This window comes from Streptomyces sp. NPDC048612 (assembly GCF_043199295.1).
In the GTDB taxonomy this organism is placed as follows: Bacteria; Actinomycetota; Actinomycetes; order Streptomycetales; family Streptomycetaceae; genus Streptomyces.
The window spans coordinates 125,839-150,050 of record NZ_JBICVV010000013.1 but is presented as its reverse complement, the minus strand read 5'-3'; the positions used below and the strand labels follow the sequence as shown (position 1 = coordinate 150,050).

The following is a 24,212-nucleotide window of genomic DNA, read 5'->3' as shown; positions in this document are numbered from 1 at the left end:
ACGAGGGGGAGCAGGGCCGATGGCAGTGCAGCTCGACGGCGCGGTGGAACGGGCCGCGCCGCGGACCGGCAAGGGCGGCGCACCGCCCACCCGGCGCGGCGGAGGCAGCCGGCGGGCCGCGCGCGGCGCCCCCTACCTCCTGCTGCTGCCGGCCCTGCTCGCGACCGCCGTCCTCCTGGGCTGGCCCATGGTCCGCAACCTCCTGCTCTCCTTCCAGAACCTCAACATGAAGGAGCTGATCCAGCGCCTCACCGACTGGCGCGGGGCCGGCAACTACCAGGAGATCCTGGGCAGTGAGCAGTTCTGGCGGGTCACCCTGCGCACCCTCGTCTTCACTGCGGTCAACGTCGCCCTGATCATGCTCCTCGGGGTGCTGATCGGACTGCTGCTGGCGCGGCTCGGCACGACGATGCGCCTCACGCTCTCCGCCGCGCTGGTGCTGGCCTGGGCCATGCCGGTGATCGCCGCCACCACCGTCTTCCAGTGGCTCTTCGACTCCCGCTACGGCGTCGTCAACTGGCTCCTGGACCAACTCGGATGGCACTCCATGGCCCACTACGACTGGGTCGGCAGCCAGCTGTCGACGTTCTTCGTCATCACCGTGCTGATCGTCTGGCAGTCGCTGCCGTTCGTGGCCCTCAACCTCTACGCCGCCACCACGACCATCCCCAGGGAGCTCTACGAAGCGGCCCGGATGGACGGCGCCGGCGCCTGGCAGGTCTTCACCTCCGTGACCTTCCCTTTCCTCAAGCCGTTCTTCCTCGCCACGACGTTCCTGGAGGTCATCTGGGTCTTCAAGGCGTTCCCGCAGATCTTCGCGATCAACGAGGGCGGCCCCGACCGGCTCACCGAGACACTGCCGATCTACGCCTTCACCGAGGGCGTCGGCAACCTCCACTTCGGGATGGGCGCCGCGATCTCCCTGCTGACGATCGCGGTGCTGCTGGCCATGACCGCGTACTACCTGCGTCTGACGGTCAAGCAGGAACAGCAGGAGGAGGACGAGCTGTGAAGCGCTCTCTCGCCGGCCGTGTCTGGCCCAACGCGACGGCGGCCGTGCTCGCCCTCGGCTTCGTCTTCCCGGTCTACTGGATGTTCAACACGGCCTTCAAGCCGACCCGGGACATCATCACCGAGGACCCCGTGTGGTTCCCCGTCCACGGCACCCTGGAACACTTCGCGACGGCGGTGCACGCCCCGCACTTCTGGACCCTGGCGGGGAACTCGGTGCTGGTGACCGTGCTCGCCGTCGGCCTCTCACTGGTGATCGCCCTCTGCGGCGCGTTCGCCCTGACCCGGATGCGCTTCCGGGGCCGACGGGGCATCCTGCTGACCTTCATGGTCGCCCAGATGGCTCCCTGGGAGGTGATGGTGATCTCGGTCTACCTGATCGTCCGGGACGCGGACCTGCTCAACAGCCTGCTGCCGCTCACCTGCTTCTACATGGTGATGGTGCTGCCCTTCACCCTGCTCACGCTCCGGGGCTATGTCGCCGCGGTGCCCAGGGAGCTGGAGGAGTCCGCGATGGTCGACGGCTGCTCGCGCCGCCAGGCGTTCCTCAAGGTCGTCTTCCCGCTGCTGGCGCCCGGCCTGATGGCCACCTCGCTCTTCGGATTCATCACCGCCTGGAACGAGTTTCCGCTGGTGCTGGTCCTCAACAAGGAACCCGCTGCGGGCACCCTGCCGTTGTGGCTCTCGCAGTTCCAGACCCAGTTCGGGGACGACTGGGGTGCCACCATGGCAGCGGCCTCGACCTTCGCCCTCCCGGTCCTGGTCCTCTTCCTGATCCTGCAACGCAAGGCGGTCGGCGGTCTCACCTCCGGCGCAGTGAAGGGATAACACAGCTCATGACGCCTCCTGCGCCTTCCGCACGCTCCGCCGGCACCGTCACCCGCGATGCCCTCGCCGTCCTCCAGCCCGGCTTCACCGGCACCACCGCGCCCGACTGGCTGCTGCGCCGGCTCGGCGAGGGCCTGGTCTCGGTCGGCCTCTTCGGCCGCAACGTCGCCGACCCGGCCCAGCTCGCCGCCCTCACCGGCCGGTTGCGCGCCGAACGCGGGGAACTGCTCGTCGCCATCGACGAGGAGGGCGGCGATGTCACCCGCCTCGAAGTGCGGGGCGGCTCCTCCTTCCCCGGTAACCACGCGCTCGGCGCCGTCGACGACCCCGCCCTGACCCGCGCGGTGGCCCGCGAACTCGGCCGCCGGCTCGCCGACTGCGGCATCAACCTCAACTGGGCCCCCTCCGCCGACGTCAACTCCGACCCCGCCAACCCGGTGATCGGCGTCCGCTCCTTCGGCGCCGATCCGCAGCTGGTCGCCCGGCACACCGCCGCCTATGTCGAGGGCCTCCAGTCCGCCGGTGTCGCCGCCTGCACCAAGCACTTCCCCGGCCACGGGGACACCGCCGTCGACTCCCACCACGACCTGCCGCGTATCACCGCCGATCTGCCCACTCTCCGGGCACGCGAACTGGTGCCGTTCCGCGCCGCCGTCGCCGCCGGCACCCGGGCCGTGATGAGCGCCCACATCCTGCTGCCCGCCCTGGACAGCGAGCACCCGGCCACCCTCAGCCCGGCGGCGCTGCACGGCCTGCTGCGGGCCCCCGCCGCCGAGGGCGGCCTCGGCTTCGACGGGCTGATCGTCACCGACGGCATGGAGATGCGGGCCATCGCCGCCACCTACGGCATCGAACGCGGCAGCGTGCTGGCCCTCGCGGCCGGTGCCGACGCGATCTGCGTGGGCGGCGGACTGGCGGACGAGGACATCGTGCTGCGGCTGCGCGACGCCTTGGTCCGGGCGGTGCGCGACGGTGAACTGCCGGAGCAGCGGCTCGCCGACGCCGCGGCACGGGTGCGCGCCCTGGCCGGCCGGCCCCCGGGCGCGGACGCGGGGGAGGGGGCCGGGCCCGCGCCCGGCATCGGCCTCACCGCGGCCCGGCGCGCCCTGCGCCTCACCGTCACCGGCCCGTACGAGCCGCTGGCCGGTCCCGCCTACGTCGCCGCCTTCACCCCCCTCGCCAACATCGCCGTGGGCGACGAGACCCCCTGGGGCGTCGCCGCCGAACTGGCTCGTCTCCTCCCGGGCACCGAGACTGCCACCCGCACCGCCGAAGCCGCCGCCGCGGCCGACCCCGCGGCGCTGGTCGACGGCCTGCTCACCGCGGCCGCCGGCCGCCGTCTCGTCGCCGTGGTCCGCGACGTCCACCGCCACCCCTGGATGGCCGACGCGCTCCACCGCCTCCTCGCCGCCCGCCCCGACACCGCGGTCGTCGAGATGGGCGTCCCCCAGGCCCCGCCCCGAGGCGCCCTCCACATCGCCACCCACGGCGCCGCCCGAGTCTGCGCCCAGGCCGCAGCCGAAGCCCTCACGGGCCGGGGACCGTTTCCGGTCGAGTGAGCAGGTGGGCGGGTGCTGTTCTTCGGCGCCCACTGCTGCCTGTTTAGGGCCGGGCGCGGTCGACCGGCCGGCGGGCAGGGCCGCCCCTGGGGTGGTGTGGCCACGGGGATGCCACGGTCGGGCTCTACGACCGGGACCTCCGGTCGCGCTCTACGGTCGGGCCGTCCGGTCGGGCTCCCTGGCCGGGCTCACCAGCGGGTGTCTCTCACCCGCCCGCCCGGTACAGGACCAGTTGCCCGGCCCTTCGCAGGCCCACCGAACGGGCCCACCCGGACAGCCCTCCGGACCGCTTCGCCGAACGGCCCCGGACCTCACACCCGGCGAACCGCGCCTCCGGCACCCCCGGAACCCCTGCCGGTCAGAGCCCCTGCCAGTCCGGCTTCGCCGCATACGTGGCGCGGAAGTAGTCGGCGAGCTTCAGCTTGGCGGCGGCGGCCTCGTCGACGACGACCGTCGCATGGGGGTGGAGCTGTAGCGCCGAGGCCGGGACCAGCGCGGCGACCGGGCCCTCGACGGCATGGGCCACCGCGTCGGCCTTGCCCTCGCCGGTGGCGAGCAGCACCAGATGGCGGGCCTCCAGGATGGTGCCGATGCCCTGGGTGATGACGTGGTGCGGCACCTCGTCGAGGCTGTCGAAGAACCGGGCGTTGTCCTCCCGGGTCTGCTGGGTCAGGGTCTTGATCCGGGTACGTGAAGCCAGCGACGAGCAGGGCTCGTTGAAGCCGATGTGCCCGTCCGTGCCGATACCGAGCAGCTGGAGGTCCACACCTCCCGCCTCCCGCAGCGCACGGTCATACGCCTCACACGCGCCCTGCACATCCTTGGCCGCACCGTCGGGGCCCATGAAGGACTCCTCGCCCAGACCGAGCGGCTCGACCACCTCGCGCAGGACCACCGAACGGTAGGACTCGGGGTGCCCGGCCGGCAGACCGACGTACTCGTCGAGCTGGCAGATGCGCGCCCGTGAGGCGTCCACCGCGCCGGCCCGGACCTTCGCCGCCAGCGCCTCGTAAATGGGCAACGGGGTGGAGCCGGTGGCCACTCCGAGCAGTGCGTCGGGCTTACGGCGCACCAGGGTGGCGATGGCCTCCGCGATCAGCTCGCCGCCTGCCACAGCATCCGGAACGATGACAACTTCCACGCTTGGCCTGCCGTTCTGGAGAATGATCCATGTGGTATAGACCAATCTAGCAGAGCGCGACCCCCGGAACTCGTTGGCACATCCGAACGGCCGGACAAGTTTTCCGGGGTCCATCCATGCCGCCCCGGTGCCTGTCCGCCGCCATTGCCACACCACCCGCCGCACCGTCAGGCATCAGGACATCGGACCTACCGCCGGACACCTTCCGTCAGAGCAGCGCGCCACCCGTGGCGTCGATCCACTGGCCGGTCACCCAACGGCTGTCGTCCGAGGCGAGGAAGGCCACGATGTCGCCGATGTCGGTGGCCTCCGCGACCCGGCCCAGCGGGGATATCTCGCTGACCCACTGCCGCGCCGCGGCATTGGCCGCGCCCCGCAGCCAGCCGGCGTTCATATCGGTGTTCACCGCCCCGGGCGCCACCGCGTTGACCGTGATGCCGCGCGGGCCCAGCTCCTTGGCCAGTGTCGAGGTGAACACGTCGATCGCGCCCTTGGCCATGGCGTAGGCGATCAACTCGGGCTTGGCCGCGCCCCGGGTCAGACCGGTCGAGGTGTTGATGATCCGCCCGCCGTCCCGCAGCCGCGGCAGCGCCTGCTGCGTGAGGAAGAACGGCGCCTTGGTGTTGACCGCGAAGAGGCGGTCGAAGTCCTCCGCCGTCACCGCCTCGATCCGCTTCAGCGTGCCGTCGACGGCCTTGTTGATCCCGGCGTTGTTGACCAGGATGTCGAGCCCCTCGGCCTGCTTGTCGAACTCTGCCCACAGTGCATCGGTGTCTCCCGGCACCCCCAGCTCGGCCCGGACCGCGAAGGCGCGGCCCCCTGCGGCCTCGATCGCCGTGACGGTCTCCTCGGCCGCGGCCCCGTCCGAGCCGTAGTGCACACCGACCCGCGCACCCTCCCTCGCCAGCCGTTCCGAGACCGCCCGGCCGATCCCCCTGCTGCCACCGGTCACCAGCGCCGTCTTGCCGTCGAGCGCACTCATGCCCCTGCCCCTCCCTGATCCGCATGCGGATGTTCTGCATGTGTGGATATCTGGATGTCCCGGACCGGATGTCCGGGGCCACCTGCGTGCAACGCCGACCTGCACCGACGCGCGCACCTCTCGCACCGAGCGTTACCGAACTTTCTGTATCGCTCGCTACAGAAAAACCGTAGCACGTGTTCCGTACCGTCCGCTATAAAATTCCTCCCATGGCGACCAAGGAGACGAAACAGCGCGGGCGGCCCCGGTCCTTCGACCGTGAGACGGCCCTGGAGCAGGCGGTCCGGTCCTTCTGGGAGCGGGGCTACGAGGCCACCTCGATCTCCGACCTCACCCGCGCCATGGGCATCAGCGCCCCCAGCCTCTACGCGGCCTTCGGCGACAAGCGGGCCCTGTTCGACGAGGTGGTGGCGGAGTACGGGCGGCTCTACGGAGGCTTCCTCGCCCGTGCGGTGACGGAGGAGCCGACCGCCCGCCGGGGCGTCGAACGGGCGCTGCGCGAGGCCGCGGCCGAATACACCCTGGCCGGCCGCCCCCGCGGCTGCCTGGTGATCAGTGCCGCCCTGAACGTCGCGCCCGCATCGGCCGAAGTCGCCGACTCCTTGCGGGAGATGAGGCTGGCGAACGTCCGGGGGATCGCCGACGCCGTCCGCGCGGACATCGCCGCCGGTGAGCTGCCCCCCGACACGGACGCCGCCGCACTGGCCGCCTACACCGACGCCGTCATCCAGGGCATGTCCCAGCAGGCGCGCGACGGCGCGGAGCGGACGGAGCTGGAGGCGGTCGCCGAGCTGGCGCTCAAGGCGTGGCCGCGGAGGCCGGACGAAGCGGCCCGCTGAAGCCCCCCGGAAACACCCGCGGGCCGCGGCGCCGGGACAGGACCCTCAACCTGTCCGGCACCGCAGCCCGGAGCTGACATCGGCCGACCCCGTTTGTGCGGGCGGATCTTCCCCCTGTGTGCGGTGGGGGAGCAACCCGTCCCGGGACCGGTCGATAGGAGGCCTGGGCGCAGTCAGGGCAGAGAGCGCCGCCGGCCTCGTTCCGCTCTCCTGTGCGGGGAGAGCGGAGGCCTTTGCTGAATTGTGGACTAGACCATTCTTACTTGTCCATGCCCGTGCAGGCACAACACATACAGCGTACGCCGGTAGGCTCCAAGACGTGCCCTCCATGAACGATCTCGTACGCCAGCACACCGCTCTGAGCGACACCGACCTCGAGTGGCTCCATCTGCTGGTCTCGGAGTGGCAGCTGCTCTCCGACCTCTCCTTCGCCGACCTGGTGCTGTGGGTCCCCACCCTCGACGGCACCCGCTATGTGTCGGTGGCCCAGATGCGGCCCAACACGGGCCCCACCTCCTACCAGGACGACATGGTCGGCCATCTCGTTCCCCGTGGCCGCCGTCCGATGCTGGACTCCGCGCTGGACGAGGGCCGCATCGTGCGCGAGGGCGACCCGGAGTGGCGGGAGGAGGTCCCGGTGCGGGTCGAGTCCATCCCGGTACGCCGCGAGGGCCGGGTGCTCGGTGTGATCGCCCGCAACACCAACCTGCTGACCGTACGCACCCCCAGCCGGCTGGAGCTGACCTACCTCCAGAGCGCCTCCGACCTCGCCCAGATGATCGCTGCCGGAACGTTTCCTTTCCCCGGCCAGCAGGTCGACATGGACGCCTCACCGCGCGCCGGCGACGGACTGATCCGGCTGGACGCGGACGGCGTCGTCCAGTACGCCAGCCCCAACGCACTCTCCGCCTATCACCGGCTCGGTCTCGCCGCCGACCTGGTGGGCCACCACCTGGGCCAGGCCACCGCCGAACTGGCCCCCGCCCGCGGCCCGGTGGACGAGGCACTGGTCAAGCTGGCCAGCGGCTGGGCCCCCAGGGAGTTCGAGGTCGAGGGCAACGACGGGGTGATCCAGCTGCGCGCCATCCCGCTCAAGCCCAAGGGCGGCCACATCGGTTCACTGGTCCTGCTGCGCGATGTGACCGAGCTGCGGCGCCGCGAGCGGGAGCTGATCACCAAGGACGCCACCATCCGGGAGATCCACCACCGGGTGAAGAACAACCTGCAGACGGTCGCCGCGCTGCTGCGGCTGCAGTCCCGCCGGATGGATTCCGAGCAGGGCCGCGAGGCGCTCAACGAAGCCGTCCGCAGGGTCGGTTCGATCGCGATCGTGCACGAGACGCTGTCCCAGACCCTCGACGAGCGGGTCGAGTTCGACGAGATCGCGGACCGGGTGCTGGCCATGGTGGCGGAGATCTCACCGGGCAAGGTGACCACCCGCCGCACCGGGCGCTTCGGCATCCTGGACGCCGAGGTGGCCACCCCGCTGTCGATGGTGCTCACCGAGGTGCTGCAGAACGCCCTGGAGCACGCCTTCGACCAGGTGGAGCGGGGTGTGGTCGAGGTCGGCGCGGTGCGCGGCGGCAGCCGGACCGAGCCGCGGCTGCTGGTCACCGTCCAGGACAACGGCCGCGGCCTGCCCGAGGGATTCGATCCGCATCGCACCGGAAACCTGGGGCTGCAGATCGTACGGACCCTGGTCGAGGGGGAGTTGGGCGGAAAGTTCGACATGGTGCGGGCGCCCGAACGCGGTACGCAGGTCATCCTCGACGTCCCCGTGCGCGCCGAGAAGCAGCACTGAGATCCGGGCCGGCGGCGGGCGGCCGCCGCCGGTGCCCGGCCCGAACAGCAGGAAGCCCCGGACCGTACGGTCCGGGGCTCAAAGCTGTTGCGATGCGATAACGACCGGGCTTCTCAGCGCCGATGATGCATCGGGGATACTGCGCGCTGCGGCTCGGGGGCCACGGGGCTACTGGCTCAGGCGCTGGCGTTGCGCGCCCGGTTGCGAGCTGCACGGCGCTTCATCGCGCGGCGCTCGTCCTCGCTCAGACCACCCCAGACGCCGGAGTCCTGGCCGGACTCGAGCGCCCACTGCAGGCACTGCTCCATGACGGGGCAGCGGCGGCAGACGGCCTTGGCTTCCTCGATCTGCAGCAGCGCAGGACCGGTGTTGCCGATGGGGAAGAAGAGCTCGGGGTCTTCTTCGCGGCAAACGGCGCGGTGACGCCAGTCCATGGCTGCTCCATCTCCTCGTGATGACGGGATCGTTGCTTGTGAATGTGAACGCTTTCACGAATCCCTCCGCAAGGGAAGGGCCGTACTCCAGTCATGAACTGGCGCGGTCCTGTGGAATGAGGAGGGGGATTCGGGCTCTCAAGGGGGCCGGTAAAGCGGCCGTCCCGATCGCCATGAAGAGACTCGCAAACCTCGGCGGCGGATACAACCCCTTCCGGAAACTTTTTTTTGAATCCTTGGTGTCGCCTAGCTCACAGCCGTCATTCCAGGGGGTGGAAACCAGTCTAAACGTTCGAGTGAAAGGACTTTGGGCCCTACTGCTCACACAATCACACGCAGTGCACGGCGTACGCCTGTGAACGTCACACTCGTACGCAGTCCCAGGTGGTCGCCGTCCATCTGGAAGGGCAGGGGAACCTGCGAATGCAAGGTGAAGTTCGTGAGGTCGTGAAGTGAGAGGGCGTGTTTGCCGTGGGGTCCGCGCTGGGGTGTTGACGTCAGCAGCTGGGTCGCATAACGGGTCACAGCGGACGGTGAGAGCTTGCTCAGTGCGAACAGATCCAGTGCCGTGTCGAACGAGGCGTCCGGGGACGGATAGATCGGCCGATTGCCCAGGTAGGTCCACGGGGCGGTGTTGCAGATTATGGCCAGCGCCAGGTTCTCGACGCTCTCCGCGCCACCCTCGGCCCCGCCCGGACGTTCGAGGGTGAGGACGCCTCGCCGGCGGTTCGCCTCGATCAGGAACTGCCGTACGACCTGTCGCACGTACAGGGCGTGGGTCGAACGCTTGCCGCGTTCGCGCTGCTGCTCGACCCGGCCCACGACACCGGCGTCGAAACCGAAGCCCGCGCAGAAGGTGAACCAGCGTTCCGGGACGCCCTCGTCCGCACTGCCCGGGGTGCCCGCGGCCAGCCCGAGGCCGATGGTGCGCTCGGTGCCGTCGCGCAGGGCGTCGAGCAGGGCGCCGGTGGCCTCCACGACGTCGTTGGGGAGGCCCAGCGCGCGGGCGAAGACATTGGTGGAGCCGCCGGGGACGACCGCCAGCCGGGGGTGCGAGTCCGGGTCGGGGCCGCCGGCCAGCAGACCGTTGACGACCTCGTTGACCGTGCCGTCGCCGCCGAGGGCCACGACCAGGTCGGTCTCGCCGGCCTCGGTGGCCTCCTGGGCGAGGTCCCGGGCGTGCCCGCGGTACTGCGTCTGCGCCACCTCCAGCTTGAGGTCGCTGGCGAGCGCGTGGGTCAGCACCTCTCGGGTGCGGGCACTGGTGGTGGTTGCTGCGGGGTTGACCACGAGGAGTGCGCGCATGTGGAGCAGCGTACCTACCTGCTGTTACCGGCCTCACGCCCCGTCCGGTTCCGGGGGATATCGGGAGGCCGGGAGGGCGGCGCTACCCTGCTGGGGTGAGCAGTCAGCAGAAGCAGTCCGCGTCCCGCACCCCCGCCGCTGCCGCGTCCACCGCGCCGACCGGTCCGCGCCCCGCCCGGCTGAGTGCCGCGGCGGCGCTCACCGCGGTCGAGGGGCTCGCCCTGGCCGCCCTCGGTGCCTACATGCTGATCATGGGCCTCGCCGGTTCGCCGGACAGTCCGCAGCAGGCGGAGATGGGCGGGCTCACCGTCCTCGCGCTCGCCGCGCTGCCGCTGGTGGCCGCCCGGGGGCTGTGGCTGCGCCGCCGCTGGAGCCGGGGACCCTCGCTGATCACCCAGATCGTGGCGCTGCCGGTGGCCTGGACGCTGGTCAACGGCGGCGGTGCGCTGATCGCGGCCGGCATCGGGCTGGCCGTGGCCGCGCTCGTGGTGCTCGTACTGCTGGTCAACCCGACGGCCACCGAGGCGCTGGGCATCGGGCCGCGCGAGACGCCCTGACGGGGAGACCCGCCGGGGTGGCGCGCCTTTGAGGGCGAGGCCCCTGGGGCGCAGGTCCCGGAAACGCACGGTGGGCGGAGCCTTCGACGGCCCCGCCCACCCCGCTCATGCGGCGTTCACTCCTCGACGAGCAGCTTGTCGCGCAGCTGGGCGAGGGTGCGGGCCAGGAGGCGGGAGACGTGCATCTGGGAGATGCCGACCTCCTGGGCGATCTGCGACTGGGTCATGTTGCCGAAGAAGCGCAGCAGCAGGATCTTCTTCTCCCGCGGCGGGAGATCCTCCAGCAGCGGCTTGAGGGACTCGCGGTACTCGACGCCCTCCAGCGCCTCGTCCTCGGCGCCGAGGGTGTCGGCGACGGCCGGGGACTCGTCGTCGGTGTCCGGCACGTCCAGCGAGAGGGTGCTGTAGGCGTTGGCGGACTCCAGGCCCTCCAGGACCTCCTCCTCGGAGATCGCCAGATGCTCGGCCAGCTCATGGACCGTGGGAGCCCGGCCGTGCCGCTGGGACAGCTCGGCGGTCGCCGTGGTCAGCGACAGCCGCAGCTCCTGGAGGCGGCGCGGGACGCGGACCGCCCAGCCCTTGTCGCGGAAGTGCCGCTTGATCTCGCCGACGACGGTGGGGGTGGCGTACGTGGAGAACTCGACGCCGCGCTCCGGGTCGAAGCGGTCCACGGACTTGATCAGACCGATGGTGGCGACCTGGGTCAGGTCGTCCAGCGGCTCGCCGCGGTTACGGAAGCGCCGGGCCAGGTGCTCGACGAGCGGGAGGTGCATACGGACGAGGGTGTTGCGCAGCTCCGCACGCTCCGGGGAGCCGTCGGGCAGCTTGCGCAGCTCGTAGAACATCGCCCGGGCGCCGCTGCGGTCCTGCGGCTCCGGGTGATGCTGTTGATCCTGCAGCTTGTCGTCGGGGGCCGGCGCACCGTGCTGATGCGCCTGCTGCCCCGGCTGCTCGCTCTGCTCCATGTGGTCCGCCCGCTCTGCCTGCTCCGCCGCGTCCAACCGGCCGCCGTGGTCGTCTACGCCCACCGGATGCGGCCGGGCCTGCTGCTCGGGGATGGTCGCGCTGGACGCCATCCTCCCGCCGCGTTCGAGATCTTTCACGGGGCCCCCTGTTCGGTCATGACGGTCCGGGACCGGCGCCGCGCTCCTTGTACAGACTGATGGTGACCGTCTGGTCCTCGGCGACGGTGGAATCGACCTTGCCGGCCAGTGCGGAGAGCACCGTCCAGGCGAAGGTGTCGCGCTCCGGGGCGCGGCCGTCGGTCGTCGGAGCCGACACGGTGACCTGCAGTGCGTCGTCGATGAGGCGGAAGACGCAGCTCAGCACACTGCCGGGGACGGCCTGTTGCAGCAGGATCGCGCAGGCCTCGTCGACAGCGATGCGCAGATCCTCGATCTCGTCGAGGGTGAAATCCAAGCGGGCTGCGAGCCCGGCCGTGGCCGTACGCAGCACGGACAGGTAGGCACCCGCAGCGGGCAGACGGACTTCCACGAAGTCCTGAGTCCCGGGCTCGCCTGCGATCTGGGACACCCTCACCTCCAAGGTGGCACAAGCTGGTTGAGCTGGAATGCGCGATATTCGCGTTGTTCGGGATATTCGCGCCGGACTTTTCTCCCCTCGGTCGAAAGGAGAACGATTCGGCGCGACACATGGTTCGGCTGTGACGCTATCGCGATCTGTGGGCCGGTGTCGCCCGCAAGCTGCACGACGGAACTCCGCACGACGATCCGGCCCCGCGTCGCCCGGCGCTTCCGCTGTCACTGATTGTAAAGCCACGGGTACGGACAGTGGCTAGAGGTGTGCACTGTCAAATCGATTCCGATTACGCTCCGTTGACCCGCGAAGCGTCCGCGAGGTTGTGCAGTGCCTTTCCAGTGAGCCGGAAGACCGTCCATTCGTCCATGGGCTGAGCGCCGATCGACCGGTAAAAACCGATGGACGGTTCATTCCAATCCAGGACCGACCACTCGAAACGCTCGTACCCGCGGGCCACGCAGATCTCCGCGAGGGCTGCGAGCAGCGCCTTGCCGTGGCCGCCGCCGCGCGCCTCGGGGCGGACGTACAGGTCCTCCAGGTAGACACCGTGTGTGCCCGTCCACGTGGAGAAGTTCCGGAACCACAGGGCAAAGCCCACCGGGGCGCCGCCCTCCTCCGCGATCAGTGCGAAGGCGGCCGGCTGGGGGCCGAACAGCGCATCCTTCAGCTGCGGCTCGGTGGCCTGCGCGGCCTCGGGGGCGCGCTCGTACGCGGCCAGCTCGCCGATCATGGCGAGGATGACCGGGACGTCCTCGGGCGTCGCTTCACGGATCATGAGTGAAGGTTAAACGGACGCCGGTGATCGCTTCACACCAGTTTCTGGTCGGTGAAGCACCAGCGCCATGAGCCGCCCGGTTCGAAGGTCCGCATCACGGGGTGGCCGGTCTCCTCGAAGTGCCTGGTCGCGTGCCGGAACGGCGAGGAGTCGCAGCAGCCGACATGGCCGCAGGCCAGGCACAGCCGCAGCTGTACGGGGTGGCTGCCGGCCGCCAGGCACTCCAGGCAGGTGACGCTCAGCGGGGCGGGTTCGGGGCGCGGCAATTCGGCAACGTGCGTGCACTCGCTCATGATGGCCAGGTTAGATCGCCGGGATGCTCGGTGAAGGTACGGGGACGGGACGGGCCGATGGCTGTCATGCCGCTGTTTTTGCTGGTCGCCGGAAGCGCGGCGGTGGCCGGGCTGGCCCGCCGCACCCCGGTCCCCGCGCCGCTGCTCCTGGTCACCGCGGGGCTCGCGGCCTCCTCCGTCCCGGGTGTCCCCGACTACCCCCTCGACCCGCACATCGTGCTGCCGCTGGTGCTGCCCCCTCTGCTGCACACCGCGGCGCTGGACAGTTCGTACCTGGGGCTGCGGGCCAACCTGCGGCCGGTGGCGCTGCTGTCGGTGGGCTACGTGCTGTTCGCGACGTTCGTGGTCGGCTACGCGGCCTATCTCCTCGTCCCGGGGCTGCCGCTGACCTCCGCCCTGGTGCTGGGGGCCGTCGTCGCCCCGCCGGACGCCGTCGCGGCCACCGCCATCGCCCGCAAGCTCGGGCTGCCGCACCGGATCACCACGATCCTCCAGGGCGAGTCGCTGTTCAACGACGCCACCGCGATCACCGCGTACAAGGTGCTGATGGCCGCGGCGCTCGGGGCCGGTGCCACCTGGGGCGACGGGGCCCGGCAGTTCGCGATCGCGTCCCTGGGCGGCATCGGCATCGGCGTCGTCCTGATGGTGCCGCTGCACTGGCTGCGCGTCCGGCTGCGGGAGTCGGCGCTGCTGGAGAACACCCTCTCGCTGCTCATCCCGTTCTTCGCCTACGCGGCCGCCGAGCAGCTGCACGCCTCCGGGGTGCTCGCCGTCGTCGTGGTCGGCCTCTACCTGGGGCACCGTTCCTGGCAGGTCGACTTCGAGACCCGGCTCCAGGAGGACGCGGTCTGGAAGATGGTCTCCTTCATCCTGGAGTCCGCGGTGTTCGCGCTGATCGGGTTGCAGTTGCCGGTCGTGGTGCGCGGGCTGGGGGATTTCGGGGCGGGGGAGGCGCTCCTCTACGCGGCCGTGATGTTCGTGATCGTGGTCGTGTCGCGGTTCGTGTGGGTCTTTCCCGCGACCTATCTGCCGCGGTTGCTGTCGTCCCGTATCCGCACCCGTGAGCCGGACACGAACTGGACCGCGCCGGTCATCGTCGGCTGGGCCGGGATGCGCGGGGTGGTGTCGCTGGCCATCGCGTTCTCCATCCCCTCCGCGCTGCACGGCGACGACTCCTTCCCGGCGCGCAACCTGGTGCTCTTCCTGACCTTCACCACCGTCATCGCCACCTTGGTGATCCAGGGGCTGACGCTGCCGCCGCTGATCCGTGCGCTGAAGCTGCCCGGCCGGGACGCGCAGGCCGAGACGCTCGCCGAGGCGCAGGCGCAGAACGAGGCCTCGCAGGCCGCGGAGGAGCGGCTGGAAGAGCTGCTCCGGGACCCGCGCAACGCGCTCCCGGGGCCGCTCGTCGACCGGTTGCGCAGCGTCATGGAGCGCCGCCGCAACTCCGTGTGGGAGCGGCTCGGCGCGGCCAACGAGATCACCGGGGAGTCCGCCGACGAGACCTACCGGCGGCTGGCCCGGGAGATGATCGACGCCGAGCGGCGGGTGTTCGTCCAGCTGCGGGACACCCGGCGGATCGACGACGAGATGCTGCGGACGCTGCTGCGCCGGCTGGACCTGGAGGAGGCGACGGCCTACCGGGAGAGCGCTTCCTAGGCCGGTGGGGTCCCCGGCCGCTCACGGGGTGCCCGTGATCACCGCGGCCACGGTGGTGCCGGGGGCGAAGGCGCCCTCCCCGGCCAGCGTCGTCAGCCCGTACAGCAGCTTGGCGACGTAGATCCGTTCCACCGGCAGCCCGTGCCGGTCCTCGAAGGCGGCGGCGAAGGCATCGAGTTCCGGGGTGCGGCGGGCGTAGCCGCCGCAGTGGAAGCGGTCCTCCAGCCGCCAGTCGCCGCGCGGTCCGCCGAACGCCTCGTGCTGGAGTTCCTCGACCGCCTCCTGGAGGAAGTGCGGGCGGCCGCCCTTCAATACGGGGAAGCCCAGGGCGTGCTGCCCCGGGCCCAGCCCCGCGGCGAGTCCGGCGAGGGTGCCGCCCGTGCCGCAGGCCACCGCGACCGTGTCCGCGGCACCGTGCAGCTCCCGGCCCAGTTCGGTGCAGCCCCGGGCGGCAAGGGCGTTGCTGCCGCCCTCCGGTATCAGGCGGAAGGCGCCGAAGCGTGCGCGCAGCTCGTCGCGCACCTCCGGGTCGGCCCGGCGGCGGTAGCGCGCCCGGTCGATGAAGTGCAGCCGCATCCCGTCGGCGGCGCAGCGCGCCAGCGACGGATTGAGCGGCGCACCGGCCAGCTCGTCGCCGCGGACCACGCCGACGGTGGCGAAGCCGAGCAGTCGCCCGGCCGCGGCGGTGGCTCGCAGGTGGTTGGAGTACGCGCCCCCGAAGGTCAGCAGCGCCCGCTCACCCGCCGCGGCCGCGGCCCGCAGATTCGGCTCCAGTTTCCGCCACTTGTTGCCCGGAAGCTCCGGATGGATCAGGTCGTCCCGCTTCAGCAGCAGCCGCACCCCGCGGCGGGTGAAGGCGGCGTCGTCGATCTCCTGGAGGGGGGAGGGCAGGCGCGGGCGCAGGGCGCGCGGGTCCGGGGCCGGGCCGGGGGCGGTGCTGGTCACGCGGTCCATTGTCCCGGGTGCCGGGGGAGCGGGCCCGCTCCGTCCCCGCCCGCTCACTTCAGCCGTGCGGTGACCCGGTCGCGGAGCCAGTCCATCGGGAAGCCGCGCGGGTCGACCTTGCCCGGCTGCCACTCGAGGTGGCCGATCACCGAGCGGCCGGTCCAGCCGTGCGCCCGGCACACCGCGGCCGCGGCCTGTTCCAGTGCGTCCAACTGGGCGAGCGGCCAGGGGTCGGTGCCGTTGCCGAGGTTCTCGCACTCGAAGCCGTAGAAGGCGCGGTTGCCGTCGGTGTCGGCCTGGTCGTCGGGCGGCAGCCGCTTCTCGGCGATCACCGCGCGCAGGACGTCGCCGTCGCCGAGGCCCGCGTGATTGGCGCGGCCGTAGCCGACCAGATGCACCGTGCCGTCCTTGGTGATCACGCCGTGGCACAGCGGGCCGGGGAGGTCGGGGCGGCCGTCATGGCAGAGCCGGACGGTGCTCTCCGCGCCGGAGGTGACGGTGTGGTGCACCATCACGCCGTGCACCGGGCCCCACGGCCCCTTCTCGTTGCGGTTGTGCGTCTCCCAGCCGGCGACCTCGGCGATCCGGAGTCCTTCCGAGACGAGCGCGCGGCGGAACCGGGCTGCGGAAAGGGGTTCGGACATGGCCCACTCCGATGCGGACACGGCGGCCGCCGAGCGCGGGCCGCCTCATGTCTCGCTTGTACGGGACGAGGCCGGACGGAGGGAACCGAACGGCGCGAAGCGGACGATTCGTTCGGGGAGTGTGCGAGCCGTTTCGGCCGCCCGGCGAGGTGCCGGACGACGGGCCCGGCTAGCCGTGCAGGAACGCGTCCCCGTGGGCGTTGACGTGCGCCTCCAGGGCGTTGAGGGCGTCCTGGGTCGCCTCGGGTGTTCCGCTGCCCCGCCGCTCGGCGAAGTACGCGGCGCCCAGCTTTCTCAGCAGCTCGCTGCCGGCGCGGTTCTGCTGCACCTCGTCGACCTTCTGCTTGCCCTGGGCAAGCCCTTGCCGTGCCTGCTCCTTGGCGCGGTCGAGAAACCCTGACATGTGCCACCTCCGTGGGGTCCGTGTCGTAAGGGATCAACGGCGCGGACGGCCGTGGGGTTCCCGTGCCAGGCTGGGGCATGTGGGCGAATCGCGCGACATGAAGGGGCCACCCGGCGTATCCGGCGGCTACCGGGAGCGGGCCTCCCGGGTGGCCGGCGCGGTGCTGTGGGCCCGCACTCTGCGGCTCCCGGCCCGGCCGGTGCTGCCCGACGGGTGCACGGACCTGATCTGGAGCGGGGGCCGGCTGCTGGTGGCGGGCCCGGACACCGGGCCACAGCCGGTGGACGGCCTGCCGCCGGGCACCACCCTCGTCGGGCTGCGCTTCGCGCCCGGCCAGGGGCCCGCCGTCTTCGGTGTACCGGCCCGGGAACTGCGCGACCGGCGGGTGCCGTTGGCGGACCTGTGGCCCGCCGGCCGGGTGCGGGAGCTGACCGAGCGGCTGGCTGCCGCCGGGGCGCCGGGCGGCGTGGCCGGTGTCGCCCGCCTGCTGGAGGAGACCGCGGCGGGCCGCCTCCGGGAGGGCGCCGGGGAGGACGGCCGGACCGCCGCCGTCGCCGCGGCGCTGGCCCGCGGCCGCCCCGTCGCCGAGGTCGCCCGCGCCACCGCGCTCAGCGAACGCCAGCTGCACCGGCTCAGCATGGACGCGTTCGGCTACGGCCCCAAGACCCTGACCCGGGTGCTCCGCCTGGTGCGCGCGCTCGACCTGGCGCGCTCCGGAATGCCCTACGCACAGGTGGCCGCGCGGGCCGGGTACGCGGACCAGGCGCATCTCGCGCGTGAGGTGAAGTCGCTGGCGGGGGCCCCGATGGGGGTGCTGCTCGCCCCGGGTTAGCGTGTCCGTCATGGACTACCAGGCCGTTCTTGAGGAGGTAGCGGCCCATGCCCGGCCGTATGTGCGACAGGGGCGGGTCGCCGACTACATACCGGCGCTGGAGCAGGTGTCCGCGGACCGTTTCGGGATCGCCGTGGCCGACATCCACGGCGACGTCTACGGGGTCGGCGACTGGGAGGTCCCGTTCTCCGTCCAGTCCATCTCCAAGACCTTCTCGCTGGCGCTGGTGATGGCGCAGAGCCACGGCAGCGCCGACGACGGCATCTGGCGGCGGGTGGGCCGTGAGCCGTCCGGTACGCCGTTCAACTCGCTGGTCCAGCTGGAGGCGGAGAACGGCATCCCGCGCAACCCGTTCATCAACGCCGGCGCGCTGGTGGTCACCGACCGGCTGCAGACCCTCACCGGCGACGCCAGCACCTCGATGCTGCACTTCCTGCGGGAGGAGAGCGGCAACCCCGACCTGGCCTTCGACCAGGCGGTGGCCGACTCCGAGGCCGAGCACGGCGACCGCAATGCCGCGCTGGCGCACTTCATGGCGTCCTTCGGCAACCTGGAGAACCCCGTCCCCAGCGTCATCGAGCACTACTTCTGGCAGTGCTCGATCGAGATGAGCTGCCGGGACCTGGCCGTGGCCGGCGGTTTCCTCGCCCGCCACGGACTGCGTGCCGACGGCAGCCGGCTGCTGGAGGCCCGCGAGGCCAAGCGGATCAACGCGGTGATGCTGACCTGCGGGACGTATGACGCGGCCGGGGAGTTCGCCTACCGCGTCGGACTGCCCGCCAAGAGCGGCGTCGGCGGCGGCATCATCGCCGTCATCCCCGGCCGCTGCACGCTGTGCGTCTGGAGCCCCGGACTCGACGCCCGCGGCAACTCCGTGGCGGGCGCGGCCGCCCTGGACCACTTCACGACGCTTACCGGGTGGTCGGTGTTCTGAGCGGGGGAGCGGGGTTTCCGGCCGGGGGTTCGGGGGTTGGCCCCCGGGGGATGCAGTACGACGCTTACCGGGTGGTCGGTGTTCTGAGCGGGGGAGCGGGGCCGTCCGCCTCACCCCCGGGTTGCCGTTGTGGGCTCCGTACCGCTGGCGCATCGTGGGCGTAGGAGGTGCACCGCCATGGAGCACGAGATGCGCGCTGAGTACGAGGAAGGCGTTCTGCCGCACGCGGACACGCCGGTGAAGATCTGGCACATGGTGCGGCTGGAAGGCACCACGGCGATGTGCGGACGGGATCTGCCCCCGGCGGCCGCCACCCAGTCGGCCGAGGTCTGGGGCACGGCCCAGGGAGAGCCCTTCTGCCACACCTGCGGCGCGCTGTACCTGCGCGAGCACCCCGGCGACATCGGCTAGGTGGCGTGCCCCCGGCCGTCGTCCCCTAGGGCAGCGGGGCGAACAGGTCCACCCCGTGGCCGTCCGGGTCCTGGACGACGGCGTAGCGCTGGCCCCAGAAGGCGTCCCACGGCGGCTTCTCGCCCGTGTAGCCGGCGCCGGTGAGGTCCGCGTAGAGCTTGTCGACGCCGGCGGGACCGGCGCACTCGAAGGCCAGCCCGGTGGGGGTGCCGCCCTCGGGCGGGGTCCAGTCCGGGTCGATGGCCCGTGCGGTCTCGTGGGTGTCCCACATCAGCCGCAGCCCGCCGGGGAGCGGTGCCTCGGCGTGCGGGGCGGTGTCCGCTTCGGTGGGGATGTCCAGGCCGAGGCGGCGGTAGAAGGCGAGCGCGGCGGGCATGTCGGCGACGACCATGCCGAGGGCCGCGAACCGCGGGGCGGACGGGGTGGCGGGGGACGGTGAAGTGGTCATACGGCGAGCGTAGGCAGCGCGCCGGGCCGCGTCTTGAACGAATCGGACGCGCGCCGGGTCCGTGTCAGGGCCGGGCCCGCGTCACGGGCAGTGGATGACCTGTCCGGCGTACGAGAGGTTGCCGCCGAAGGCGAACAGCAGCACCGGGGCGCCGGAGGCGATCTCGCGCCGCTCGACCAGCTTGGACAGCGCGAGCGGGACGGAGGCCGCTGAGGTGTTGCCGGAGTCGACCACGTCCTTGGCGACCACCGCGTTGACCGCGCCGATGCGCTCCGCGACCGGCTCGATGATCCGCAGGTTGGCCTGGTGCAGCACCACACCGGCGAGATCGGCGGGGGTGATCCCGGAGCGTTCGCACACCGTACGGGCGATGGCCGGCAGCTGCGTGGTGGCCCAGCGGTAGACGGTCTGGCCCTCCTGGGCGAACCGGGCCGGCTCGCCCTCGATGCGCACCGCGGCGCCCATCTCCGGCACCGAGCCCCACAGCACCGGGCCGATGCCCGGCTCCGGCGCGGCCCCGACGACCGCGGCGCCGGCCCCGTCGCCGACCAGCACACAGGTCGAGCGGTCCGTCCAGTCGACGACGTCGGTGAACTTCTCCGCCCCGATGACCAGGGCGTGGGTCGCGGAACCGGCGCGGATGGCGTGGTCGGCGGTGGCCAGCGCATGGGTGAAGCCGGAGCAGACGACGTTGATGTCCATGGTGGCGGGCGCGTGCAGGCCGAGCCGGGCGGCGACCCGGGCCGCGGCGTTCGGGCTGCGGTCCTGGGCGGTGCAGGTGGCGACCAGCACCAGGTCGATGTCCTGCGGGGCCAGGCCACTGGCGGCCAGGGCCTTGGCCGCGGCGGCCGCCGCCATCGCGTCCACGGTCTCGTCCGGAGCGGCGACATGGCGGGTACGGATGCCGACCCGGCTGCGAATCCAGGCGTCGTCGGTGTCGACGATCCTGGCGAGGTCGTCGTTGGTGAGCACGCCGGAGGGCTGGTAATGGCCGAGGGCCAGGACGCGTGACCCGGTCATGAGTTCCCCTGTACGTGGGTGGTCGGTATGTCCACCAGTCTCACCCGACGCTGCCGGAGGGCGGCTGCGTGAACTGCCAATGTTCTGTCGCCAGAACTGGAGACAGTTGTCAGAACCGGCGTGTTCCGGGCCCGGCGGACGTGTCCCGTCGCCGGACGGACATCCGGGCGCCGCCTCAGAGACGGCGCCCGGACACTCCCCGTTACGGGCCACCGCCCCGGCACCCTGACGGCGACGCCCGGCACCCCTTACGGCACCGCCCCGGCGCTCCCTTACGGCAGTGCCCGGAAGCGCCGCAGCCGCAGGCTGTTGCCGACGACGAAGACCGAGGAGAAGGCCATCGCGGCCCCGGCGATCATCGGGTTGAGCAGTCCGGCGGCGGCCAGCGGCAGCGCAGCGACGTTGTAGCCGAAGGCCCAGAACAGGTTGGTCCGGATGGTGCCGAGCGTCGCCCGCGCCAGGCGGATGGCGTCCGCCGCGGCGCGCAGATCGCCCCGGACGAGGGTGAGGTCCCCGGCCTCGATGGCGGCGTCGGTGCCGGTGCCCATCGCCAGCCCCAGGTCGGCGCGGGCCAGCGCGGCCGCGTCGTTGACGCCGTCACCGACCATGGCGACCGAGCGGCCCTCGGACTGGAGCCGGGCGACGACCGCGACCTTGTCCTCGGGGAGCACCTCGGCGATCACCTCGTCGATCCCGACCTCGGCGGCCACCGCCTCGGCGACGGCCTGGTGGTCGCCGGTCAGCAGGACCGGGGTCAGGCCCAGGGCGCGCAGCCGGCGCACGGCCTCGGCGCTGGTGGGCTTCACCGCGTCGGACACCACCAGCACCGCGCGCGCCGCGCCGTCCCAGCCGACGGTGACCGCGGTACGGCCCGCCGCCTCGGCCGCCTCCTTGGCCGCCGCCAGCCCGGCCGACAGGGGCTGGCCCGCCTGCCGCAGCAGCTGCTCGCGGCCCACCAGGACGTCATGGCCCTCGACCACTCCCCGGACGCCCAGGCCCGGGACGCTGGTGAAGTCCTGCGCGCCTGGCAGCGAGACGCCACGGGACTCGGCGCCGGTGGCGACGGCGCGGGCGATGGGGTGCTCGGAGGCGTGTTCCAGCGCGCCGGCCAGCCGCAGCGCCTCCGGCTCGCTCACCCCGTCCGCGAGGTGGATCTCGGTCAGCGTCATCGCTCCGGTGGTGACCGTGCCGGTCTTGTCCAGGACGACGGTGTCCACCCGCCGGGTCGACTCCAGCACCTCCGGCCCCTTGAGCAGGATGCCGAGCTGGGCGCCGCGCCCGGTCCCGACCATCAGCGCGGTCGGGGTGGCCAGCCCCAGGGCGCACGGGCAGGCGATGATCAGGACGGCGACGGCCGCGGTGAAGGCGGCCACCGCGCCGTGGCCGGTGCCGAGCCAGTAGCCGAGGGTGCCCAGGGCGAGCGCGATCACCAGCGGGACGAAGACGGCGGAGATGCGGTCGGCCAGCCGCTGCGCCGCGGCCTTCCCGTTCTGGGCGTCCTCGACCAGCCGCGCCATCCGGGCGAGCTGGGTGTCCGCGCCGACCCGGGTGGCCTCGACGACCAGCCGGCCGCCCGCGTTGACGGTGGCGCCGGTGACGGTGTCGCCGGGGGCGACCTCGACCGGGACCGACTCACCGGTGAGCATCGAGGCGTCCACGGCGGAGGCCCCCTCGACCACCGTCCCGTCGGTGGCGATCTTCTCGCCGGGCCGCACCACGAAGCGGTCCCCGGTCTGCAGCGCGTCCACCGGGAGGCGCACCTCACGGCCGTCCCGCAGCACGGCGACGTCCTTGGCGCCCAGTTCCAGCAGCGCCCGCAGCGCCGCGCCCGCCTTGCGCTTGGCGCGCGCCTCGAAGGAGCGGCCGGCCAGGATGAAGGTGGTGACGCCCGCGGCGGCCTCCAGATAGATGGCGCCGCTGCCGTCGGTGCGGGTGAAGGTCAGCTCGAAGGGGTGGGTCATCCCCGGCATGCCCGCGGTGCCGAAGAACAGCGCCCACACGGACCAGCCCAGCGCCGCGAGGGTGCCCATCGAGATGAGGGTGTCCATCGTGGCGGCGCCGTGCCGCAGGTTCGTCCAGGCGGCCCGGTGGAAGGGCCAGGCGCCGTACGCGACCACCGGGGCGGCCAGGGTCAGCGAGAGCCACTGCCAGTTGGTGAACTGCAGGGCCGGCACCATCGCCATCAGCACCACCGGGACGGTGAGGACGAGGGAGACCAGCAGCCGCTGCCGCAGCGCGGCCGACGCCTCGTCGTCCCGGCCGTCCGCCGCGTCCCCGCCGCCGTCGGAGGGCTCGGCGGCCGGCGGCGCGGGGACCGTCGCGGTGTAGCCGGTCCGTTCCACGGTGGCGATCAGATCCGCGGTCCCGACGCCGCTGCCCTCCGCGACCGTGACCTGCGCCTTCTCGGTGGCGTAGTTGACGGTGGCGGTGACGCCGTCCATACGGTTGAGCTTCTTCTCGACGCGGGCGGCGCACGAGGCGCAGGTCATCCCGCCGATCTCCAACTCGACGCCGTGCGCTCCGATCGCGGTGGTCATGCCTGCTCCTCGGTCTGGTGCGAGTCTCCGTCTCCCAGGAGAACCATATACCCCCCTAGGGTATTCCCCGGGGTGTGGTCGCGGAGCGGCGCCCGCTTTCTCCCCCTTGCTGCTCTCCGTGCGACCCAGGGTCCCCGCACCGCCGCGCTGTGTGAAAACGGCCGCTTCGCCGTACCGTTCACCGCCTCCCGCGGGCCATACTGGCCCGGTGTCGATGATCAGCAACCTCCGCAAGGCCGTCCGGCTGCCGCAGCCGCGCAGCCGGGGAGTCGACCTCAGCCACCCGGCGCGATCGCCGCTCGGTACCGCCGTGGTGAACTGCGCGGTGTACGTGGACGGTGTACGACAGAAGGGCGACCACCCGGCCGATGTGGCGATCCGCCGGGTCCGCAGGACCGGCAGGGGATTTGTCTGGATCGGGCTGCATGAGCCGTCCGAGAAGGAATTCGCCGGAATCGTCGAGCTGTTCGGGCTGCATCCGCTCGCCGTCGAGGACGCGGTGCTCGCCCATCAGCGGCCGAAGCTGGAGCACTACGACGACTCGCTGTTCACCGTCTTCAAGACCGTCTGCTACGTCGATCACGACCGGCTCACCGACTCCAGCGAGGTCGTGGAGACCGGCGAGATCATGGTCTTCACCGGCGCCGACTTCGTGATCACGGTGCGGCACGGCGGCCATGGCTCGCTGGGGCCGCTGCGTGAGCAACTGGAGTGCGAGCCGGAGCAGTTGGCGCTCGGCCCGTCCGCCGTGCTGCACGCCGTCGCCGACCTCGTCGTGGACGACTACCTCGATGTCACGGCGGCCGTCCAGGACGACATCGACGACGTGGAGAGCGAGGTCTTCTCCGTCCGCGGCAGCGGCGGGGCCGGCCGGATCTACCAGCTCAAGCGCGAGCTGCTGGAACTCAAGCGGGCCGTGGCCCCCCTGGACCGGCCGATGCAGGAGCTGGCGACCCGCCCGATGTCCGAGGTCGACGCCCGGATCAAGACCTACTTCCGGGATGTCGCCGACCACCTGGACCGGGTCACCGAGCAGATCACCGCCTTCGACGAACTGCTCAACTCGATACTCCAGGCCCACCTCGCCCAGGTCACCGTCGCCCAGAACGAGGACATGCGCCGGATCAGCGCCTGGGTCGCCATCCTGGCCGTGCCGACCATGATCTGCGGTGTGTACGGCATGAATTTCGACCATATGCCGGAGAAGCACTGGACCTTCGGCTATCCGCTGGTGATGGCCGTGATACTGAGCCTCTGCTGGGTGATCCACCGCGGCTTCAAGCGGAACGGCTGGCTCTAGGGGGACTCCCCAGGG

At 71.8% G+C, this 24,212-nt stretch carries 25 protein-coding genes; 11 read left to right on the top strand and 14 right to left on the bottom strand.

Going from position 1 to position 24,212, the window contains the following annotated elements; translation table 11 throughout:
- The first annotated feature begins 19 nt into the window (after positions 1 to 19).
- From ACGFN2_RS21305 to ACGFN2_RS21295, 3 genes are read left to right on the top strand one after another with little or no spacing between them, the layout of a single operon-like run.
- Complete coding sequence (locus ACGFN2_RS21305; RefSeq protein ID WP_393362645.1) at positions 20 to 1,012, top strand: carbohydrate ABC transporter permease; 993 nt, start codon at positions 20 to 22, stop codon at positions 1,010 to 1,012.
- On the top strand, positions 1,009 to 1,839 hold the full coding sequence (locus tag ACGFN2_RS21300) for a carbohydrate ABC transporter permease (RefSeq protein WP_393362642.1): 831 nt from the start codon (positions 1,009 to 1,011) through the stop codon (positions 1,837 to 1,839). The genes ACGFN2_RS21305 and ACGFN2_RS21300 overlap by 4 nt, the downstream gene beginning before the upstream one ends.
- A gap of 8 nt (positions 1,840 to 1,847) precedes the next feature.
- The gene (locus ACGFN2_RS21295) at positions 1,848 to 3,398 is read left to right on the top strand and encodes a glycoside hydrolase family 3 protein (protein ID WP_393362639.1); all 1,551 of its coding nucleotides are present in this window, start codon (positions 1,848 to 1,850) and stop codon (positions 3,396 to 3,398) included.
- Between the two features lie 358 nt (positions 3,399 to 3,756).
- Here the strand turns inward: ACGFN2_RS21295 and nagB are convergent, their stop codons facing one another.
- Both nagB and ACGFN2_RS21285 read right to left on the bottom strand, forming a co-directional pair.
- A complete protein-coding gene (nagB, locus tag ACGFN2_RS21290) occupies positions 3,757 to 4,539 on the bottom strand; it encodes a glucosamine-6-phosphate deaminase (protein WP_393362636.1) in 783 nt (260 codons plus the stop codon).
- A 208-nt stretch (positions 4,540 to 4,747) separates the two neighbouring features.
- Positions 4,748 to 5,521: an SDR family oxidoreductase gene (locus ACGFN2_RS21285; RefSeq protein WP_393362633.1), complete on the bottom strand. Its 774-nt coding sequence runs from the start codon at positions 5,519 to 5,521 to the stop codon at positions 4,748 to 4,750.
- 209 nt (positions 5,522 to 5,730) lie between these two features.
- Between ACGFN2_RS21285 and ACGFN2_RS21280 the strand changes: the two genes are divergently transcribed.
- Both ACGFN2_RS21280 and ACGFN2_RS21275 read left to right on the top strand, forming a co-directional pair.
- Complete coding sequence (locus tag ACGFN2_RS21280) at positions 5,731 to 6,360, top strand: TetR/AcrR family transcriptional regulator (RefSeq protein WP_393362630.1); 630 nt, start codon at positions 5,731 to 5,733, stop codon at positions 6,358 to 6,360.
- Between the two features lie 328 nt (positions 6,361 to 6,688).
- Complete coding sequence (locus tag ACGFN2_RS21275; RefSeq protein ID WP_362604780.1) at positions 6,689 to 8,161, top strand: PAS domain-containing sensor histidine kinase; 1,473 nt, start codon at positions 6,689 to 6,691, stop codon at positions 8,159 to 8,161.
- A 176-nt stretch (positions 8,162 to 8,337) separates the two neighbouring features.
- Here ACGFN2_RS21275 and ACGFN2_RS21270 read toward each other — a convergent pair whose 3' ends face one another.
- Together ACGFN2_RS21270 and ACGFN2_RS21265 are read right to left on the bottom strand one after the other, a co-directional pair.
- Positions 8,338 to 8,595, bottom strand: a complete 258-nt coding sequence (locus ACGFN2_RS21270; protein WP_003983230.1) for a WhiB family transcriptional regulator — start codon at positions 8,593 to 8,595, stop codon at positions 8,338 to 8,340.
- A 321-nt stretch (positions 8,596 to 8,916) separates the two neighbouring features.
- Positions 8,917 to 9,900, bottom strand: coding sequence for a diacylglycerol/lipid kinase family protein (locus tag ACGFN2_RS21265; RefSeq protein WP_393362627.1), 984 nt, complete (start codon positions 9,898 to 9,900; stop codon positions 8,917 to 8,919).
- Between the two features lie 95 nt (positions 9,901 to 9,995).
- On the opposite strand from ACGFN2_RS21265, the gene ACGFN2_RS21260 reads away from it, so the two are divergent.
- Positions 9,996 to 10,457, top strand: a complete 462-nt coding sequence (locus ACGFN2_RS21260) for a hypothetical protein (RefSeq protein WP_362604674.1) — start codon at positions 9,996 to 9,998, stop codon at positions 10,455 to 10,457.
- A gap of 116 nt (positions 10,458 to 10,573) precedes the next feature.
- On the opposite strand, the gene ACGFN2_RS21255 is transcribed toward ACGFN2_RS21260, so the two are convergent.
- The 4 genes from ACGFN2_RS21255 to ACGFN2_RS21240 all read right to left on the bottom strand — a co-directional run bounded on the left by ACGFN2_RS21255 (position 10,574) and on the right by ACGFN2_RS21240 (position 13,064).
- Positions 10,574 to 11,533, bottom strand: a complete 960-nt coding sequence (locus ACGFN2_RS21255; protein ID WP_362604778.1) for an RNA polymerase sigma factor SigF — start codon at positions 11,531 to 11,533, stop codon at positions 10,574 to 10,576.
- A gap of 43 nt (positions 11,534 to 11,576) precedes the next feature.
- Positions 11,577 to 11,990 carry an anti-sigma regulatory factor gene (locus ACGFN2_RS21250; protein ID WP_006603191.1) on the bottom strand — a complete coding sequence of 138 codons (414 nt, stop codon included), beginning with the start codon at positions 11,988 to 11,990 and terminating at the stop codon, positions 11,577 to 11,579.
- A gap of 292 nt (positions 11,991 to 12,282) precedes the next feature.
- Positions 12,283 to 12,771, bottom strand: a complete 489-nt coding sequence (locus tag ACGFN2_RS21245; protein ID WP_393362622.1) for a GNAT family N-acetyltransferase — start codon at positions 12,769 to 12,771, stop codon at positions 12,283 to 12,285.
- Positions 12,772 to 12,803: 32 nt separating this feature from the next.
- Positions 12,804 to 13,064: a UBP-type zinc finger domain-containing protein gene (locus ACGFN2_RS21240; RefSeq protein ID WP_362604670.1), complete on the bottom strand. Its 261-nt coding sequence runs from the start codon at positions 13,062 to 13,064 to the stop codon at positions 12,804 to 12,806.
- A gap of 57 nt (positions 13,065 to 13,121) precedes the next feature.
- Here ACGFN2_RS21240 and ACGFN2_RS21235 point away from each other — a divergent pair, with 57 nt between their 5' ends.
- The gene (locus ACGFN2_RS21235) at positions 13,122 to 14,723 is read left to right on the top strand and encodes a Na+/H+ antiporter (protein ID WP_393362619.1); all 1,602 of its coding nucleotides are present in this window, start codon (positions 13,122 to 13,124) and stop codon (positions 14,721 to 14,723) included.
- A gap of 21 nt (positions 14,724 to 14,744) precedes the next feature.
- Here the strand turns inward: ACGFN2_RS21235 and ACGFN2_RS21230 are convergent, their stop codons facing one another.
- The 3 genes from ACGFN2_RS21230 to ACGFN2_RS21220 form a co-directional block, all read right to left on the bottom strand.
- Positions 14,745 to 15,677, bottom strand: a complete 933-nt coding sequence (locus ACGFN2_RS21230; protein WP_393362616.1) for a 1-aminocyclopropane-1-carboxylate deaminase/D-cysteine desulfhydrase — start codon at positions 15,675 to 15,677, stop codon at positions 14,745 to 14,747.
- Positions 15,678 to 15,721: 44 nt separating this feature from the next.
- A complete protein-coding gene (locus tag ACGFN2_RS21225) occupies positions 15,722 to 16,312 on the bottom strand; it encodes an N-acetylmuramoyl-L-alanine amidase (protein WP_362604665.1) in 591 nt (196 codons plus the stop codon).
- Positions 16,313 to 16,481: 169 nt separating this feature from the next.
- A complete protein-coding gene (locus tag ACGFN2_RS21220) occupies positions 16,482 to 16,715 on the bottom strand; it encodes a hypothetical protein (protein WP_362604663.1) in 234 nt (77 codons plus the stop codon).
- 79 nt (positions 16,716 to 16,794) lie between these two features.
- On the opposite strand from ACGFN2_RS21220, the gene ACGFN2_RS21215 reads away from it, so the two are divergent.
- From ACGFN2_RS21215 to ACGFN2_RS21205, 3 genes are all read left to right on the top strand, one after another.
- Positions 16,795 to 17,547 carry a helix-turn-helix domain-containing protein gene (locus tag ACGFN2_RS21215; protein ID WP_393362612.1) on the top strand — a complete coding sequence of 251 codons (753 nt, stop codon included), beginning with the start codon at positions 16,795 to 16,797 and terminating at the stop codon, positions 17,545 to 17,547.
- 10 nt (positions 17,548 to 17,557) lie between these two features.
- Positions 17,558 to 18,481: a glutaminase gene (locus ACGFN2_RS21210; protein ID WP_362604661.1), complete on the top strand. Its 924-nt coding sequence runs from the start codon at positions 17,558 to 17,560 to the stop codon at positions 18,479 to 18,481.
- 177 nt (positions 18,482 to 18,658) lie between these two features.
- On the top strand, positions 18,659 to 18,892 hold the full coding sequence (locus ACGFN2_RS21205) for a hypothetical protein (RefSeq protein ID WP_362604659.1): 234 nt from the start codon (positions 18,659 to 18,661) through the stop codon (positions 18,890 to 18,892).
- Positions 18,893 to 18,917: 25 nt separating this feature from the next.
- Here the strand turns inward: ACGFN2_RS21205 and ACGFN2_RS21200 are convergent, their stop codons facing one another.
- The 3 genes from ACGFN2_RS21200 to ACGFN2_RS21190 all read right to left on the bottom strand — a co-directional run bounded on the left by ACGFN2_RS21200 (position 18,918) and on the right by ACGFN2_RS21190 (position 22,897).
- On the bottom strand, positions 18,918 to 19,340 hold the full coding sequence (locus ACGFN2_RS21200; RefSeq protein WP_393362609.1) for a VOC family protein: 423 nt from the start codon (positions 19,338 to 19,340) through the stop codon (positions 18,918 to 18,920).
- 81 nt (positions 19,341 to 19,421) lie between these two features.
- Positions 19,422 to 20,360, bottom strand: a complete 939-nt coding sequence (locus ACGFN2_RS21195; RefSeq protein WP_362604655.1) for a beta-ketoacyl-ACP synthase III — start codon at positions 20,358 to 20,360, stop codon at positions 19,422 to 19,424.
- A gap of 272 nt (positions 20,361 to 20,632) precedes the next feature.
- A complete protein-coding gene (locus tag ACGFN2_RS21190; protein WP_393362606.1) occupies positions 20,633 to 22,897 on the bottom strand; it encodes a heavy metal translocating P-type ATPase in 2,265 nt (754 codons plus the stop codon).
- Positions 22,898 to 23,111: 214 nt separating this feature from the next.
- Here ACGFN2_RS21190 and ACGFN2_RS21185 point away from each other — a divergent pair, with 214 nt between their 5' ends.
- The gene (locus tag ACGFN2_RS21185) at positions 23,112 to 24,197 is read left to right on the top strand and encodes a magnesium and cobalt transport protein CorA (protein WP_362604774.1); all 1,086 of its coding nucleotides are present in this window, start codon (positions 23,112 to 23,114) and stop codon (positions 24,195 to 24,197) included.
- Positions 24,198 to 24,212 lie beyond the last annotated feature (15 nt).